This is a genomic window from Paenibacillus sp. FSL H7-0703 (assembly GCF_038003485.1).
Classification (GTDB): Bacteria; Bacillota; Bacilli; order Paenibacillales; family Paenibacillaceae; genus Paenibacillus; species Paenibacillus polymyxa_B.
Window position 1 is genome coordinate 561074 of sequence record NZ_JBBOPF010000001.1, and the last position, 19254, is coordinate 580327.

General features: G+C 46.0%; 10 protein-coding genes and 1 pseudogene. All 11 read right to left on the bottom strand.

Going from position 1 to position 19254, the window contains the following annotated elements; all coding sequences use genetic code 11:
• Nucleotides 1-13: 13 nt before the first annotated feature.
• On the bottom strand, nt 14-529 hold the full coding sequence (locus MHB46_RS02045) for a DsrE/DsrF/DrsH-like family protein (protein WP_341161433.1): 516 nt from the start codon (nt 527-529) through the stop codon (nt 14-16).
• A pseudogene (locus MHB46_RS02050) lies at nt 526-1115 on the bottom strand (sulfurtransferase TusA family protein). The gene MHB46_RS02045 and the pseudogene MHB46_RS02050 overlap by 4 nt, the downstream one beginning before the upstream one ends.
• 212 nt (nt 1116-1327) lie before the next feature.
• Nucleotides 1328-1855 carry a TetR/AcrR family transcriptional regulator gene (locus MHB46_RS02055; protein ID WP_254327402.1) on the bottom strand — a complete coding sequence of 176 codons (528 nt, stop codon included), beginning with the start codon at nt 1853-1855 and terminating at the stop codon, nt 1328-1330.
• Between the two features lie 150 nt (nt 1856-2005).
• A complete protein-coding gene (locus MHB46_RS02060) occupies nt 2006-2701 on the bottom strand; it encodes a DUF4309 domain-containing protein (protein WP_254351908.1) in 696 nt (231 codons plus the stop codon).
• Nucleotides 2702-2821: 120 nt separating this feature from the next.
• Entirely contained in the window at nt 2822-3448 is a 627-nt protein-coding gene (locus MHB46_RS02065; protein WP_341161434.1) for an HXXEE domain-containing protein, read from the bottom strand.
• 18 nt (nt 3449-3466) lie between these two features.
• Nucleotides 3467-4057 (bottom strand): TetR/AcrR family transcriptional regulator, encoded by a 591-nt coding sequence (locus tag MHB46_RS02070; protein ID WP_068939440.1) that lies wholly within the window; start codon nt 4055-4057, stop codon nt 3467-3469.
• Nucleotides 4058-4287: 230 nt separating this feature from the next.
• Nucleotides 4288-5520: an aminopeptidase gene (locus MHB46_RS02075; protein WP_165179651.1), complete on the bottom strand. Its 1233-nt coding sequence runs from the start codon at nt 5518-5520 to the stop codon at nt 4288-4290.
• Nucleotides 5521-5567: 47 nt separating this feature from the next.
• Nucleotides 5568-7157, bottom strand: coding sequence for an acyl-CoA synthetase (locus MHB46_RS02080; protein WP_165179652.1), 1590 nt, complete (start codon nt 7155-7157; stop codon nt 5568-5570).
• 168 nt (nt 7158-7325) lie between these two features.
• A complete protein-coding gene (locus MHB46_RS02085; protein WP_341161435.1) occupies nt 7326-8429 on the bottom strand; it encodes a DNA alkylation repair protein in 1104 nt (367 codons plus the stop codon).
• Nucleotides 8430-8601: 172 nt separating this feature from the next.
• Nucleotides 8602-9855: an MFS transporter gene (locus MHB46_RS02090; protein WP_209942153.1), complete on the bottom strand. Its 1254-nt coding sequence runs from the start codon at nt 9853-9855 to the stop codon at nt 8602-8604.
• 12 nt (nt 9856-9867) lie between these two features.
• Nucleotides 9868-19230: an amino acid adenylation domain-containing protein gene (locus MHB46_RS02095; RefSeq protein ID WP_341161436.1), complete on the bottom strand. Its 9363-nt coding sequence runs from the start codon at nt 19228-19230 to the stop codon at nt 9868-9870.
• Nucleotides 19231-19254 lie beyond the last annotated feature (24 nt).

A 19254-nucleotide genomic window follows, 5' to 3' on the forward strand; every position in this document is an offset into this window, starting at 1 on the left:
TAAATAGGATACCCTAAATAAATAGATTCACCTTGCCCTGCGAAGCATCCCCCAAGTAGGCGGCTACACCAGCATATTCCAAACCGTCGATTAACTCTTCTTGCTGCAGCCCTAACAAATCCATGGTCATGGTACAGGCGACGAGCTTGATCCCCTGCTCTCGTGCCAACTCTATAAGCTGCGGCAAGGAAAGCGCATTGTGCTTTTTCATGACATGCTTGATCATCTGTGGACCAAGTCCGGCAAAATTCATTTTGGATAGTGCAAGCTTTTTGGGTCCACGAGGCATGATCCAGCCAAAGGCTTTTTCGAGCATTCCCTTATTGGTGCTCACGATTTCATCCTTGCGTAGCGTATTTAGCCCCCAAAAAGTAAAGAAAATAGTTACTTCATGATCATATGCTGCCGCTCCATTCGCAATAATGAATGCAGCAATCACCTTATCCAGCTCCCCGCTGAATAATACAATCGTTGTTTTGGGCTGAGCATATTCTTGATTATTTGTATAAATTCCTGCTGTCGTACTCATATGGATTCGCTTCCCTTAGTCTCTCCAGCCCATTCGGATATGCCTGAAAGTACAGATTTGACTTTATTAGCGCCTTTGGAAACTAATAACTGACAGCCATTTCACTGCGTGCTCCAGCTTGACAAATCACTGCTATCTCTTCCTCCAAGTTCAGTTCAGAGAGTCTGTTCTCCAGTTCGCCAAGAGGGATGTGCTTAGATCCAGGGATATGTTTAAGCGCAAATTCAGCGGGTTCACGAACATCAAGCAAAATGAAGTTCTCTTTTCCAGAACATTTTGCTTGTAGCTCTTCATGGCTTATCGTAGAAGAAAATATTTGCTCCTTCTTCACTTCAGCCGGATTTGCTTTGCGTAAATAATGTCGCATTACATCTCCTTCTTGGAGAGTACCCAAATATTGATGTCCGGTGTTTTTGGCCCAGCTCTGAAAATCGGCTAATGAACCTTTGTCAGTCGCCTGGACCTCCATAATCTTTCCGGGAACGAGCTCATTCATAGCCTTTTTTGTTCTTACTATTGGCATAGGACAAGCTAGCCCTTTGCAATCAAGAATATGATCTGCTTGGATATTGTTAGTTGATGACATTCTATAACCTCCGCCTGTTTTTTGAGGGGGCTTAGCTTAGTTAATTCCCTTTATACATATACCCCTATGGGTATTAGAATAACGAGACTCGCTTCTCTTGTCAACTTATTTGGCCGTTTTTTCTCAGAAGCAAACGAAATCATGTCTTGAACAAAATAAAATTAAAAGCAAAAAAGCCGCGCAAAAACGCGACTCTAATGCATAAACCCAAATTAATCGTCTTTTTTCATCAGTTCTGGCAGATCCAGCGACATCGAAATATTGCACAGCATACCTCTGGCAAGAAAAAGCATCGTTCTTTCCATTGCTTGTTCAATACCTGCCCGTCGGAAAGCATCATAAACCGTCGTATGAATTTCACGGAATCCTTGCTGCATCACGCTTACGACCTCATCCTCGCGGATCGTCTGCGCCTGCATTTGCAAAAGTGTTTCATTGCGGTATTCCATCATCATTTGCGAATAGGCTGCAATTAGCTCTTGCTCGAGCTGTTCAGATGAGGCCGAATGAATGACGCTGTGAAAAGAGTCTATGATACGTGCAAATGAAACCTTCAAGGCTTCAACAAGCAACGCTTCCTTGGTAGCGAAAAAACGAAAGACATAGGGCTGAGAAATATTGGCCCGTTCCGCAACTTTGGCTGTTGTAGCTCGGTAGTAGCCCATCTCTGCAAACACTTCAATAGCAGCAGATATGATTTCCTTTTGGCGATTTATAGATGTTGACGTAGCTTTAGCCATGTTTTTTTCATCCTTTTATTTAGCACAGTTTTCTGATTAGTGATTAATCAATTACAAATCAGTATAAACAACATAACCTAAAAATGCAATGAGTTTGAACAAAGTCGCCTCCGCAATTCTGACGGAAACGACTCTGTTATATACATCCAATTATGGTGTTTTAGAGTTGAAATATAATCGTATATAATTGATCTTTTGCGTTTTGGTTTGATAGGAAAATACTAAATAATAACTAAGTCCTGATGTGTTATTGATCGTATAATTAGCTTCTGCTGTGTCAGGTATGTCTCTAGAGGTGTCAACGGTTTCCGTAGGTTTGCCCAATTCGTCAACAACTTGTTTGATAAGCAACTTCTTATAGTCTGGATCGGAAGATGTAATTTCTGTAACTTTATCACTTCCATCCAGCATGATGTCTGTATGATACTTAGCATAGCTTCTCATAGGACCTGTAGAACCTGACTCGGATTTCCCCCACAGCTCAAATAACAAATCGCTACTAGTTCCCAAGCCAAGACCTTTAGGCAAATTCGGTAAGGTCCCCTGCTTGGCTGCGCTGAGTATAGCAGCTGCGGAGCTGTGTTTACCGTGAGATGAAGCAGTACTACTGGCAGGTTCTTGATGAGTAGAGGTTGAGCCTTGCCCATTAGTATTGAGGTCCGTGTTTTGATCTGTAGAACTAGCAGGTGGTGTGACTGTTTCTGCTTTAGTAGGAGCAGTTGATTTTTCCTCCCCGCTATTGCTGCATCCTGTCATCACAGCAAAACCTATAGCCAATAAAGCACTAGTGGTGATTAGCTTGTAAGCCAACTTTTTACGATCATAAGATTGATGTGTATGCTTCATTATAAGATCACTCTTTCCTTGTTCTTGGGTACAAACCAAGTGTAACCGAACCTCATTTCCGGAATACCTCTACTTGTTTCCAACTTGTAAACAAGGACATTGATGATTTTCTAACATACCCTATTTACGACCATAAGCTCCCAGCTGTTGTTTAGAAAAGGAGTAAGGAGAGCCACTCTTTTTCAACCATATATTCCCTTTAATGATGAAGATGTATACAGCAAAAACAAAGTAGATCGTACCCGCAATCCAGTCTATTGCCGTTGGGATGTCTCGCTGTACTATTTCATGAATATACCAGATTCCGACTGGAACATGCAGGAGAAGTGCCGTAAACAAGCCAGGATTATATAAGGTTTTTGCTTTAATATTGACAACGATGCCGTGCCAAACGACCTGAAAGAATCCCATAAAAACTGGTGCGAGTCCAAGCCAGATTACTTGCGGAAACCATACGGGAAGCAGATAAAACACATAGGCAATTGCCACATTGATAATCATCGCTGATTGAGTGTTTAAAGGGTAATGATCCGGTGTGTCACTTTTAAACATAACATTGTTAAATAAACCAGCAAAATATCCAGGCCAGCGGTACTCCTCAAATTGATGAAACAATATAGCCACAAAACTCAACCATAACATGCCTGTTATATCCGAAAGGATAGCTGGATTCATAAGTAAAACAATACATACAACCACACCGATTATAGCCCCTGCATCTTGCCAATATTTTCTCAAAAGATTCATATTAGTCACCCCTATGATTTATTTTTGATCGAAATATCTTTCGAACAGCAGATTTAATTGTTCCTCTACTGAAGGTATTTCCACAACTGCCCCTGATTCAAGAATTGGACTCATCAGTGCAGGCAGAAAAATAGCTCCAAATATTTGCAGCATCATCGCTAACAAGCGCTCCGGCTGTTGCTCACCTGTCAGCTCCTTGATCGTGCTCTGAACCTTTGGAAATCCCATTATGTTTAAAAACCTTCCGTATTCCTGTTGAGATGTAAAGGGCGTGCTGCCCATGGCAATAATTCGCGAAAGAAGCTCTGGATATTGACGAATGACCTGCAGATAGTTAAGTAAAAATTGTTTCAGTCTATCTTGGGGGGGCATCGCTGTATTGTCCAAAATAGAAAAGGTGTGCTGAAAGCCATTTAATATCACTTCAATAGCTTCACTGAGCAGATTTTCCTTAGAGCCAAAATAATAATTAACTAAAGAAATATTAGTAGCAGACAGGTCGGCAATTTTTCTGATTGTAACCGCCTCAAAACCTTCCTTTTGAATAAATTCCAGCGTAGCGTCTAAGATTTTTTCTTTGGTTTGTTGTTTCTTGTCTGGGTGATTCATGTTTTTCCTCCTCCTGTTTCGTCGAATCATAACGGATGAATGAAATGGGACGATTTTATGTAAATGACTTTTCAAACAGTAATTAAAACGTTGTTTAAATTACTGTTTAAACTCAGTTTAGCACTTTATATTTCACAAAACAAGGAGCAATTTGAGATTTAGGGAATAGAAAAACCCGCATAACGAATGAGATCGTTTGCGGGTCGATTGAATGGAGATTGAAAAAAGGCCTAAATAGCCCAATTTCCTTTGCGGAACACGGCTTCTTTGCTTCCGTCTTGCAGTTCGCCGTCAATATCCAGCTCAGCTGAGCCGATCATGAAGTCCACATGAGTCAGGCTGACATTGGCACCGTTCTGGAGCAGCTCCTCCCGGTTCATTTGTGTGCCATTTTCCATATTAAATGGATACGCACTGCCTAGAGCCAAGTGGCAGGAGGCATTTTCGTCAATACCTGTATTGTAAAAAATGCGATTGAGATTGGAAATCGGTGAATCGTGCGGCACCAGTGCAACTTCTCCCAAATAGCTGGCCCCTTCATCCGTAGTGAGCAAATGAGTCAAATGCTGCTCGCCGGATTCTGCTGTATATTCAGTGACTTTACCGTCCTTAAAGGTAAACGTTATGCGATCCACCAGTTGTCCATTTAAATTGAGTGGCATGGTACTTGTGACATGACCATTCACACCTGTACGCTTAGGCATCGTGAACACTTCTTCTGTCGGCATATTCGCGACAAAGTAATCTCCGCGTTCGTTCTCACCACCACCGCTGCGCCAAATATGTCCGTCAGCCAGTTCAATTCTCAAATCTGTTCCTGGTGCACGATAGTGGAGGCTTTTATACTTTTTATGATTCAGCTTGTCTTGTACCTGTTCAAGGTTTTTCAAATGTTTCTGCCAATTCTGAATAGGATCAGAGCCATCTACACGATTCATTTGGAAGATTGTATCCCACATGACACGTATACGATCTTCTTCTGCTACATCTGCAAATACTTTATCGGCCCAAGCCTTCGTCGGCGCTTTAATCAAACACCAGCTAATTTTATGATTTCGGGTATATTTGGAAAAACCTTCTCTCGCCGTAGCCGCCGCCTTGGTCGCACGAGAAACCTTTTGTGGATCAATGCCTTGATATAAATCAGGGTTCGGCACTTTAATCGTTAGTGTGGCTCCTCCCTCTTCAGCAAATTTCTCCATCATTTCTGCCTTCCAAGCAGGGTAGTAATCAAAGCTGGCTTCGTCACCATGTTCAAAACGACTACGTGTAATGGAATCATCCTCGAACTCTACCTGTACATATTTAGCGCCTGCTTCATAGGCTTTGCTGACAATCAGGCGTGTAAACTCAACAGTTTCCAGTGGTGCAGTTACCAAAAACGCCTGTCCGGGCTGAATGTTAACCCCTACTCTTACGACCAGTTCTGCGTATTGCTCCAACAATGATTCAAATGTACTCATTTTTCCACGCTCCTGTTCCGTTTTGATTATATTGAATGATTTCATCACTACAGTACGGATTGCTTCTCCATTTCACGCAGCTCCACTCTTCGTATTTTGCCCGAGCTAGTTTTAGGAAGCTCTTGAATAAACTCTATTTTGCGTGGATATTTATAAGGCGCCGTCCATGTTTTCACATGATGTTGCAGTTCCTTCACTAACGCCGGTGAGCCTTCTACCCCAGCTTTAAGTACGACAAAAGCCTTTACAACATGCCCACGGATTTCGTCAGGGCTGGCTACGGCAGCACATTCCTGCACGGAGTCATGCTTCATAAGCGCTTCCTCTACTTCAAAAGGACCAATGGTATAGCCAGAACTGATAATGATATCATCCCCACGTCCTTCGAACCAGAAATATCCATCCTCATCTTTGCGAGCCCGGTCTCCCGTAACAAAATAATCTCCGTGGACACTAGCTAATTTACGTTCTGGATCATGGTAATACGTATGAAATAATGCCGGCAGATCGGCACGTACCGCAATATCGCCCACTTGCCCCGGAGCCAGCGGAATGCCATCCTCGTCTACGACCTCAACGAGTCCCGGTGCAATAGATTTGCCCATTGAGCCTGTACGCAGAGGTGCATCCTTTAAATTACCAATAATTAATGTGCTCTCTGTTTGACCGTAGCCGTCACGAATCGTAATGTTGAACTGCTCCTGAAACTTATTAATGACCTCCTGATTGAGAGGCTCTCCCGCAGAAACTGCGCTGCGCAATTGGGATAGATCATATTGATCCAAACCATCCGTTTTCGCCATAATCCGGTATTCTGTCGGCGTACAGCACAACACTTGGATTCCGTACTGCTGCATGAACTGCAAATAGCGACCCGGACGAAACGGACCATTATATACGAATCCCGTCGCTCCATTCCCCAGTACGGATAAAAACGGACTCCAAATCCACTTTTGCCATCCTGGTGCAGCTGTAGCCCATACTACGTCTGAAGCTCGAATATCCAACCATGGTGATGTTATCCGCAGATGAGCATATCCCCAGCCATGGCTATGTACAACACCTTTAGGATTTCCCGTGGTGCCCGATGTATAGGCCAGAATGGCCATGTCGTCACGGTGTGTCTTTACAGCTTCAAAAGTATCTCCCTGTCCATCCATCAGTTCATTCAGCACGAGCCAGCCAGATACATCTGCCGTGTCGTCCCCGGAGACCACGATACGATAATCCAGAGCAGGCAAATCATCATTTATTTTGTCCACTTCGCTTGTTACTCCCGTCCAGGCAATGACTGCACGCGCTTCCGAATGGCGAAGACGATATGCAATATCCTTGGCACGTAGCATTTCTGAAGATGGAATGACAGCAAGCCCCAGCTTCAAGCATGCCAGATAAATTACATACGCAATAATACGCCGTGGTACTACGACCAGAACCCTGTCACCTTTGTTAAATCCCAGATTTGCGAGTCCTCCAGCCAGCCGGTTAGCCTTTTTCAACAGCTCTCCGTAGGTGATTTCTTCGTATTCTCCTGTCTCACTCAGCCACTTGAGTGCAGTTTTACCAGTATCATGGTGTTCCATTTCCGAAGTCATATTGTAATATTCAGGCGCAAGCCATTGTTGTTGATCTGTCAAATTATACCTTCCCCTTTATACATAAGATGAGATCCACTTTCTTACTGTAGTATAACACGTCTTAGTACCAGGTTCTAATACCAGAATCATTTTTTGGAAAAAAATAAATTTGGTAAAGCGAACGATAAAAATAAAGAGCCTGATTTCAGGCTCTTTTTCTTCGTGATTCTACAACTGGAGTTCTACCATTGTAAAAGCTGCTTCCTGCCCGTTTACGAGCAGCGTAATCCGGTGCGCTCCCGCATAATGGCGACGAGTTGTCAGGTCTGCAAAGCGGTGTGTCCGTGTACCTGTAAGACGGGTTCCTCCGGGGACCGTTTTGTCAGATAGCAAAAACAGTTTACGTGAGACTTGTCCTCTCGCCTTCACAAAATCGATGCCGTACTCGATACGGACTCGTACTGGGTCACCTTCTCGAAGCTGAAGCGCGTAGCTCAACTCACAGTTATCACCGAGCCTTAGCAAGGCAGGGGCTGTGCTGAAAGAGGCTTCAGTGACTAACGGCGCCCCGTCTGTTTCATCCGCATAGCCAAACATTGCCATCACTTCGGGGATGGATTTGCGAATCAAGGTTCGACAGCCATGACGCACAATCCAGTCGGTGTCAGGATGTGTCCCTTTCCACCGTTGAGCCGTAGCAATGACCACATCAGGATGATCCTTGGCAATATCGTTCAGGTTGTTGGCTACACTTTTCCGTACATATAGTGATGGATCGGCCTTCAGTAATTCCAATATGGTCAATACTGGAGCAGGATTGCGCTTAAACACAGGCAATGCCTGTCCCCAGGGTAGCCGTGGACGGCAACCTTCGCTGGCAAGACGGCGAACGTGTTCACTTTGGTGTCCCGCCCAGGTCGTCATCTGCTGCATCATCCGTTCTGGTTCACGCAGGAGGAAGGGTCTCACGGCAAACTCCGCAGAGGATTTAGATGTGAAGCGCTCCAGTGCCTTCATGGACAGGTCCCAATGCTCCTCTCCCTGCCCATACACCTCCACAAAATCGGGGAAAAACAAGTACGGAAAACCACTGCAATGCTCGTCTATAGCAAAAAGAATATCCAAAGCTTCTCTATAATTGCTGGGCAAAAATGACCCTAATGTAAACGAAATACGCCGTATTCGTTCTTTTAGCTCCAGTTCATCCCAATTTTCATCCATCACTTGATGGATAAATCCGATGGTATCGAACGGCTTGTACGCAGACTGTACTTTTTCACCGAATTGTTGAAGAAAATTCTCCGTGTACATATTTTTTAAGGGCTCGGCCATTATATATCTCCTTTAATATGTGAATGTAAACTACGAATGATATCTTCGTCTATGATAACCATAAACGGCGCTCCAACACCAGCGCCAAAATAGTCAGCCTAAACGTGGCGAAGCCAGACATACTAAAAATGCCAGACCCTGTGATGAGGACCTGACATTTTGCATGCGTGGCTTATGAATTGTGGAAAGGGGCTACTCCTCCAATCTCCTCTGATGGAATCTCAAACTGGCGAATATCCTTGACCAGGAACATAACCAATCCGCACAATCCAGTAATCAGTCCGCTGAAAAAAAGGACCTCACTCAGAGCAAACCGTAAAGCTAACGCCCCTCCAATCAAGGCCCCTAATGGCAGAGCCGCGCTCGACAAGGTGTTAAGAAAGGCTGTAACACGTCCCAGTAACGGCAGCGGTGTAATAATTTGAATCAAAGACGTTTGCAGTACATTGATGATGCCTGTAAAAACGCCTAATAACAGAGCTGCCAGCAGCTTCATCCACATCTCCGGCACAATGGAAAACACATAGATTGCCAGCCCCATAGCTACCCAGGAAACCGCGATGGTAATGCCGTTCTTTTTCAGTACACTGACCAGAAAGGAACCGATAAAAATACCGATAAAATAGGCTACATAGAGCAAGCTGTAATAGATCGGTGAGCCATAGGATACAGCGATGGAAGGCATGGCAATGACCAAGATCGCCATCGAAAAGTTCGTCAGCGCAAAAAATGGAAGCATGATTCTCAGGAAGGTGTGCTGTTTTACAAAAAGATACCCTTCTTTCAACTCCTTCAGATAGTACCCCAGCTTCAGTGAACCCCTACCGTTAGTGTCTTCCACCGCAGGAGAATCAATTTGCTTGTTGAGCCTGACGTACACAAAGCCTGACAGAAACAGCATCGCACTGGCTAGAAAAAACGTATTTTTCATCCCCATTGCGATGATGAGCGAGGCTCCAGCCAGATATCCGGCGATATTAATAACCTGATCCGTCGACGAAATCATGGAATTCGCCCGGACAATCAAATCCGGCGAACCTACCAATTGCGGCAGCATTTTACTGTTGGCCGGATAAAAGAGTGTGGAGAAGCAGGATGCAATGAATACAATAACAAGGATAGCGACCAGATTGACCATCCCGTTCTGAATGAGAAACGGGACGGCCAAAATGAGCACAGCCTGCGTAAACAAGGCGATGCTGGCTAACAAAGGCGGTGAATAACGGTCCACCAAAGGACCCACGAGAAAGCTAAAAATCGACGCCGCAGATACGGCCGTATACGTGAAGCTGGTCATCGCCACCGACTGTGTCGATTGCTGAACAAAATACAGCAGGACGATAGAATAAATGCTGTCTGCGATATTGGCAGAAGTACGAGATGCAAAAAAACGGATAAAACGGCTATCCTTAAACAATAGATTCACATCTTCATCTCCTTACTGCAAAATGGTCAAAGCATTCAAGAGCCTGTCACTAGCAGTCTGGAAGATTTGATGGATATACTGGTCGTTCTCATGATATGGAATGGTAAGTGAGATTTTCAGAATATCCCCTACATGCTCTGACTCAAAGAAAATAACCTTGTTGACATTGGCCTGTGTGCCTTCGGTATGCAGATTGTCGAGCAATTCTGCATCCTCTCGTCCCTCACCCAAATAGTTGAATACGATAGGCAGCTGTTCAAGTCCTTTTTTCAAAATGCTGCTGGATACCGGGTAAGCTTTCTCCATTTCAGCATTGAAGATCAGATTGAAAAAGTTCAAATGATAGCGTGAAGCAAAGCCCAGGTGGGTATGGATACTCTTTTCATAGGATTCAGTGTCATCTTCCTGCAGTACAACGGGTATATGATCAATACACTCGCCTACGGTTCCAAAATAGTTTCGGTCGCCATATTGTCTTCCATAATTAGTAAGCCAAAGCGGAACATCAGAGAGTTGGAAATAGCTGCTGAAAAAACGTACAGCCATTTGAAGCGAAATATCCCACATATTCGCAGCGCTGTGCTGCTCTGAAATGTCGCTTAAATTCAGCTCCCAACGATATCTGGTAGTGTCCGCATAGTTGCGTTCTTCGGTCAGCACATGGATACGATCATTATTCTCACCAAACGTCTGGAGTTTGAATTGCTCGCTGATTTCCTGATCCCCGATTCCTTGAGGGCCTTGGCGGATATGGTTTACATATTCCCCGTATTGCACCTCTTCTGTCGCATGTGCCGTCTGCTGCGGACGATGATATTCATCAAGGAGTTGTCTGCGCAGGATGTCACTGCTCGTAGCATCAAAAATGATGTGCGAGCAAGGGAGCAATAGCAGATGTTCCCGCAAATTTAAGCGAATCAGGACGATCCGGTACTGCAGCGACTGTGCAAGTTCATAAGGTTCTAAAAATAGGTTAGAGGCAATGGAAGAAAGAAGCCTGCGTTGTGCTTGTACCGGCTGATCCGAGAGATCAACAGTCGGTAAAGAAAGATGCTCTGGAACTGGACGCAACTCCCATTCCCATGCTCCGGACGATTGAACAAGTACGCTTCTTAGCAATTCATGGCGTTGAATAAGCCGCTGAATTGTTACGGTCAAACGCTCGGTGTCCAAGTAGCTATCTAACTGCACAGCCATACCCGAACCTGTAAAATGTTGCAAATGGTAATGCTGAGCTGGTGCAAGCGGATAGCGCCCAATAGCATTCAGACTTAGTATATTGGTATTCCACTCTGTATTTAACTCAGCAATGCTGGCAAGCCATACATCGGCCTGTTGTTTAAGTAAGGTTTCTTGTTCTTCGTGTATCGGTGTAGCTCCGAGAATTCTATCTGGTTCGTCGGTTCCCCAGCGAACGATATAATGCGGGTGCAGGTCTGGATGGATATAAGATTGGATAAATTCAGAGATTGCCTGAACTTGTTCTACACAAAAAGGCTCTACTTGCAGGAACAAATAGTTTTGCTTATCGGTGGATACGGACTGAAGCAAGACCTGTACACCAAACGCTTCTGTAATAGCCCGCTCAACCTCCTGAGCTTTCGCAATGAGCGTATCCGCGTTCACTCCGCCCTCTTCACCACGTTGTAAAAGATCAGACAAGCTTCTTATCGTCTGATATTGAAGCAATTGATGTATATCCAGCGGAATGTTCGATTCCTGTACTTTGGATACCAGTTGAATGGCCTTCAATGAATGACCTCCAAGCTCGAAAAAGCCGTCGTCAATGCCGACCTTTTCAACGCCAAGCACTGCTTGCCACAGGTCCGCCAACTGTTGTTCCACTTCATTTCTTGGAGCAACGTATTCCATATCGGAACCGCTGGTCATTTCTGGCTCAGGCAATGCTTGGCGGTCGATTTTACCGTTCGTTGTTAGAGGAAACGCTGGCAGGAACACATACTGGGCAGGAATCATATAATCCGGCAACTGGCCAGTCAAATGGGTCTTCATATCACTCTTAGATAGCGGTACGTCGGTTGAGATATAAGCACAGAGCGTTTTTTGACCATCGTTTGTGCTTTTTACGGCTACGTGCACCTCCTGAACTGCATCATGCCTCATGAGCTGGGTTTCAATTTCCCCAGGCTCAATACGATATCCGCGGATTTTAACCTGCTGGTCTATCCGTCCGAGATACTCAAGATTGCCATCCGGTAGCCATCTGCCCAAATCACCTGTCCGATACATTTTTTCGCCCGGAATGAATGGATTAGGGACAAAATTTAGCTGGGTCAGATCATCCCTGTTCAGATAGCCACGTGCCAGACCATCCCCGCCAACACATATTTCTCCTTGAGCACCAATAGGCAGCAGCCTGCTTGAAGAGTCCAAAATATAAACAGTTGAATTGCCAATTGGACGACCAATAGGAATGCGATTATATTCCTTATCAATCGGGAAATAAGTAGAAAATGTTGTGTTTTCCGTCGGGCCATAGACGTTGATAATGTTCAGCCCCGGAGAATGTGCTCTCACTGTATTAATGATCCCAGGTAAAAGCACATCCCCGCCCACCAGCAGGTGCTCTAGCGAAGCAAAGAGATCTGGTTTATGCTGAGTGAGTTGGTTAAACAAGGGCGATGTCAGCCACATCGTTGTAATATGATATCGATTCAGCGCTTCACCAAGCTGAACAGCATCCAAGATTACGGATTCCGGTACAATGTACAAGCGCAATCCGTTCAGCAAAGCTCCCCAAATTTCAAAGGTACAGGCATCGAACACGAGCGCCCCGGTCAGCAAAATGCGCTCGTTCTCGGCAAATGGCATGTAATTGGTGTTCTTCACCAGCCGTATGACATTCCGGTGTTCAATCATGACACCCTTGGGACGCCCGGTCGAGCCGGATGTATACATGACATAGGCCAGATCGTCTGCCGTTGTCGATTCGGAAAAAATGAAGTCGTCGGAGTCGTAGGAGCTGATGTCGGCCAGATCCAGAACAGTACCGGAAAAATCGAAAGTGTTCATCTGTTTTCCCTTGTTGGATAGGGTTAGCAGAATTTCGCTACCGCTATCCTGAAGCATAAACATAATCCGTTCCAGTGGATAAGAAGGCTCCAGTGGCAAGTAGGCTCCACCCGCCTTCAAAATACCAAGAATACCGATAATCATTTCTGGTGAACGTTCAGTCAAAATGCCTACGATGGTATCCGGCGTAACACCCAGTTTCCGCAGCTTCGAAGCCAGTTGATTAGCTTTTTTATTTAACTCGCGGTAAGTTAGCTCACGATTTTCAAATACAATAGCTACTGCATCCGGTGTTTTCTCTGCCTGTAATTCAAAGCCGTGATGTATGGTGTGGTCCGATGGATACGGTCTCCGTGTATCATTAAAATCAAACAAGAGCTGCTGTTTTTCCTCCGCTGTCAAAAGATCAATCTCCGAAACCCGGATATTTGGGTTTTGAATAACTTGCTCCATCATTTGGATGAGGTGAGCAGCCAATTGTTTGATCGCATTTTTGTTATACGTCAGCGCGTTATAGCTAAATTTGATTTCCAGCTCTCGGCCAGGCATGACGATTACATTCAAATCATAATTGGTCTGTTCAATATCCTCTATTTCACCAACACGGAGGGATTTAGGATTTTTTTCCAGTCCCGTAAGTTCTTCCGAAACGGGAAAGTTTTCAAAGGCGACAATATGCTGGATCAGATTTTGTTTTAGTACACTATGGGCTTGAATATCAGCCAAGGAAAAATAGGAATACCGATTGGACTCCATCAAGGAATCCTGTATAGACGTAAGCAAGTCGGAAAACCGCAGGTCAGCGGAGCTTTTAACACGTACAGGTATGGTATTAATGAATAATCCGACCATATTTTCAATACCGGGGATTTCATCAGGTCTGCCCGATACGACAGACCCGAAAATGACGTCCTTACTGTTGTTGTACGTTTGTAGTAATAAGCCCCAAACGGTTTGAAATAAGGTGCTGACGGTGACACGGTTTTGTTTGGCGATTTGTTCCATGCCTTGGGTCAGCTGCTCTCCCCATGTGCATATGAGTTGCTCTGCCTGAAACGAAGGATCGACGGATCGAGTATAGCCGGGCACGACGGTTTCATTTTCAAAATCAGTCACATATTGTTTCCAGTATGCTGCTGCTTCCTCTTTATTTTGTCTTTCCAACCACTGAATAAAGCTGCTAAATGGATGGACAGGCTCTAATTTTAAAGGAGTATCGTCCCGAAGTGATGTGTAAATATCAAAAAAATCTTTGGCTACCGTCCGCAGGCACCAGCCGTCCATAATAATATGATGAGAGATCCAGATGAGCTTTGAGGTGTCCTCATCCCACTGTACAAGCGCTAACCGGATGAGAACCCCCTTTTCCAGATCAAAACCTCTCTGCCGCTCTTCCTGTAAAATGGCTTGAAGTCGTCTGTGCTTTTCCGCATCCGGTAGACTACGCACATCTTCGGTATGGACAGGAGCAGCTAATCGTTCCTCCAGTACACCCTGAAGCGGACGATCCATCTCCTTATACATGAATACCGTACGGAAAATATCATATCGCTCAATCAGCTTTTGTAAGCTTCGGCTGATTAGGTTGGTATCCATAGCTTCATGGATGGTAATAATCGTTTGTTCGAAATAAGCCTCTGACTTTTCATCAAGTATGGAATGAAATAGCATTCCCTCCTGCATCGGGGATAGCGGATAGAGGTCTTTAATTTTCACTTGGTGGTTTAACACCTTATTTGATAAGCGATTTGCAATATTTTCAAACTGGTCCAGAGACAATTGCCCATATGTAAAATCCGTCGGGCTTTGTTCTGCTGTATCCTTGGCACAGCAATGGCGAATAAGTTCGATCAGATGAGTCTTAAAGCTGGCTGTAAGTCGCTCCACCGTCGATGCTTCATATTCACGTCCGTTGTATTCGAATACAATGCGGAGTCTTTCGTCAGTCACCGCACCATGAATATCAAAGCTGGACGCTTTTTCAGTCAGAGGGTTGATTTCAGTACCAGCAAACGTGGATAGTGGCGAGGTACGCCATGTCGTACCTTCTCTGGCTTCTCCGTCAAAGCTAAAGCTGATCTCAGGTGGCTTGGCAGAAAAAAGAGCTGCCCTATCCTGCTGCTCCCTGTCGGTCAAGTAGCGTAAAATGCCATAGCCGACACCCTTGTTGGGTACACGTCGCAAATTGTCCTTAACCAGCTTGATTTGATGGGCCAAATCTTCGGGCTTGCTCACATTTACCACAAACGGATACACGGACGTAAACATGCCAACTGTACGGGATACGTCAATGTCTTTAATCAATTCCATCCTGCTATGACTTTCCACCTGAACTGCAATTTCAGCATGTCCGCTCCATTCCCGGTAAGCCAGTCCTAGCGCCGTCAGTAAAATATCATTTGTTTCTGTATTGTAAGCATGGTGCGCGTGTTTCAGCAGGTTTTCGGTTTCTTCCCGGCTGAGTGTCACTGCGGATCTGCGCCCGTCACGGATCAGGCTATCTGGAACCTCATGATCTTTTGGTAGCGAAAGTATTTCACGAGCTTCTACCGTATTCCAATAGCTGATTTCCTGACGCGCCAGTTCGCTTTGCGCATACTTGGACAGACGTGTTGCCCATTCTTTGTAGGAATCGGTCTTGGCGGGTAACTGTAGCTTTTCACCGTTAGCTAACTGTTGGTAGGTTGTTTCCAAGTCTTCCAGCAGGATTCTCCACGACACACTGTCTACGACAAGATGATGAATGACGATTAACAAATGATCGGATTCCTGTAGCCGGATTAAAGCCAAACGCACAAGCGGGCCGTTACGCAAATCAAAACGGCTTTGTAACGCGTCAGTGAGCTGCGCGATTTCTTCCTCAGGCTGGTCAGCATGTGAAAAATCGTAGCTTTCCAATGTAAAGTGTTCACCTTCGGCTGTGCCTCTGTTATAGGCGACAGGTTTTTTTTCACGTTCATCAAAGGTAATGCGCAAGGCATCATGGTGCGTGGTCAGCTTGTCCACGGCGCTTCGCAGCAAGGTTTCGTTCCATCTTTCGGGGTTCTTAAGCATGACAGCCTGACTGTAATGATGACGTTCTGTTCGATGATGCTCAAAAAATTCCCATTGGATCGGTGTCAACTCCACTGTACCTTGTACCGCCCCCTGCGGGATGGTCCGAATTACTTTTTTTATATAAGGAGCAATCAAATCAATCTGCGGATGGCGGAACAAATCCTTCATGTCCATTTTGAGGCCCTTCGCGTTCAATCGGGCTGCGATTTGCAACGCTTTGATCGAATCACCACCAAGCTCGAAAAAGTTGTTGCGCAGACCAATCGGCTTAACACCAATGACTTCCTCCCAGATGGAAGCGAGTGTTTGCTCCAGTTCGCTCTGCGGCGCTTCATACTCGACGTCGGTCAACACAAAATCTTCGGGTTCTGGAAGCGCACGTCGATCAATTTTACCGTTATGGGTCAAAGGCAATTGATCCAGCACGATAATATGTGCGGGCACCATATAGCTTGGCAACTGCTTGGCAAGCTCTGTCCGCAAGAAGGATTTGTCGGTTGTACCTGCTACGTAGGCGCACAAATACTTTTGTCCGGTTTTATCCGTTCTATCCGTGACCACCGCTTGGCGTACCTCATCCAATTGGAGTAAGGCCGACTCAATTTCACCAGGTTCGATCCGGTAGCCACGAATTTTCACCTGAAAGTCAATCCGACCGATGAAATCAATGTTGCCATCCGGCAGCCAGCGTGCTAGATCTCCGGTGCGGTACAGACGCTCTCCCTTTACAAAAGGATTCGGTACAAATTTCTCCGCCGTCAGGTCAGGACGGTTCAAATAACCGCGGGCCACAGAAGCGCCGCCCAAGCACAACTCCCCGGCTACGCCGACAGGGAGCGGACGCAAAGCCTCATCCACGATATATACTTTATGATTCGGCAGTGCCTTTCCAATCGGGACGATACCTGACGGAGGCAGACGTTCAGCTGTTTCTTCATAAAAGCTGGAATCAATAGCCGCTTCGGTTACACCGTAGGTATTCATGATGCGCATCGTATCGCCGAAGTGATTCAAAAGCGTCCGGTAGTTTTCAACGCCAAAGCTGTCCGCGCCTGTAGTAAGCAGCTTCATGGCACTGACATCTGTACCGTGTTCATATACGTAGGCCATAAGCAACGTCAACAAGGCTGGCGGAACTTCAAACGTCGTAATTTCGTGCTGTTCGAGAAACTGGGCCAAAGCTGGAGGATCGTTGCGCACATCCTGTGGGCAAATGACCATGGTGCCTCCGTTCACGAATGTCTTGGCCAGATCACCGGCAAAGACATCGAACGACATACTGGCAATCTGAAGGAGCTTGACGGGAAACTCTTTTAACTGGTGAGCTTCTCTATAGCCCCACGCCGTATTTACGTAATGGCGATGCTCGATCATCACGCCTTTGGCGTTGCCCGTCGTTCCCGATGTGTAAATGACGTAGGCCAAAGCCTCAGGATCATAAATAGGTGCGTAGATAGGCGCTTGTTGATGGGAATGCTCCGCTTGTGAAGCTTGTTGAAGTAACGCTGGCAAGTCCAGCACTTCACTCGCAAAATCCACATCGGCCAATAGTTCAGTCAAGGAAGACTGCGTGAGCATAATCGTAGCTCCGCTGTCCTGAAGCATGTAAGCAATTCTTTCTTTCGGGTAGGTCGGATCGACAGGTACGTAGGCAGCTCCCGCCTTCATAATCCCTAACACAGCGATAATCATGTCTGCTGAACGCTCAAGCATCACGGCGACGAGATGTTCGCGTTGGACCCCGCGGTTTTGTAATGCTTGAGCAAGCAGATTGGCCTGCTCATTCAGCTCATGATAGGTCAGTGCAGTATCTTCGTAGATGACAGCGGTCTGTTCCGGGATACGTTCTGCCTGTGCCTCAAATATTCCATGAAATGTTCCGGTAGGATAGTCGGCAATCGGTCCGCTCCATACATTGGTGAGTTCCGCCTCTTCTGTAGCGGTCAGCAGACGAATGTTCCGCAGCAGGAGTTCTGGTGTACGTGCAATCTGGACGAGTACATGCTCCAAATGCCCGGCTAACCGTGTCATCCCTTCATCGCTGTAGACATGGTTGTTGTAGGACAGCATAAAGCTCAGCGCTTTTCCGTCCTCCACTTCGATGTTGAAGTGGTAAGGTGTTTCTTCGGACAGCTGGGCGTCCTCCATGACGAATCCAAGCCGTTCCTTCAGATCAGGCCGGCCAACCATATCCTCCAGCGGGTAGTTTTCAAATACAACAAAATGATCCATGAGTTGCTGCTTGAGCGCTGACTGGGACTGTATTTCAGCGAGTGAAAAATAGTCATACGCCCGTGATTGAACCACGCTGCGCTGCACTTCACGAAGCAGACCTGAGAATGGCAGATCTGCATCCAATTTGATTCGTACCGGTATTGTGTTAATGAAAAGTCCCAACATCTGTTCAACACCTTCAAGTTCCGGCGGTCGGCCGGAAACAACGGTGCCGAAGACGACGTCTTCACTTTGGTTGTATCCTCCAAGCACCACTCCCCATGCAGCCAGAAACAGACTGCTAAGGGTTGTTCCGTTGCGTTCAGCCACCGTCCGCAATTGACGGGTTGTTTCATCCGTGAGTGTTATTTTATGCTCATGCAGCAAGTACCCGGTATCTGGCTGGAGCGGATGGGCTATTGGCAGGGTTGGCAGCACGGCTGGCTGATCATAGCCGTTCAGGATGGACCGCCAGTATTCCTTCGCCGCCTCCTTATCCTGCTTATCCAGCCAGCGGGCATAGCCAGTATAGGGCTGCGGTGTTGGCAGTTGTACGGTCTTACCCGCTTTCAGCGCTTCATAAGCCGCGAACAGCTCGTCCATAACGATGCCGAGGCACCAGCCGTCCATAATAATATGATGAAAGCTTAAAAGCAGCGTATATGCGTTCGTTTGGGTTTGAAGCACAGCCAGACGAATGAGCAAATCCTTACTCAGATCGTAACGATGGATTCGGTCTGCGTCTGCGTAGCTGCGAATGGCCTTTGCTTGCTCTGCCTCGGGAATATTCGTCAGATTCTCGTAACGAAGCCTTGGATTTCGCTCCTTAAACACGATGAGCCGCGAACGGGAAGCACTTTTATGATAAATATTCGAGCGAAGCGTTTCGTGACGCTGCACCAGAGTCTCGAAGCTCTTTTGCAGAGCCTCCAGGTTCAGTTCACCCCGGATGGTCATTCGTACTTGCTCATAGTACGCTTGTGATTCCGGCTCCATCACTGTATGAAAGAGCATCCCCTCCTGCAAAGGCGTTAAATTGGCCACTTTTTCGATTTCAAGCCTTTTACTCATCGGATTTCCCCCTCAATCGAATAT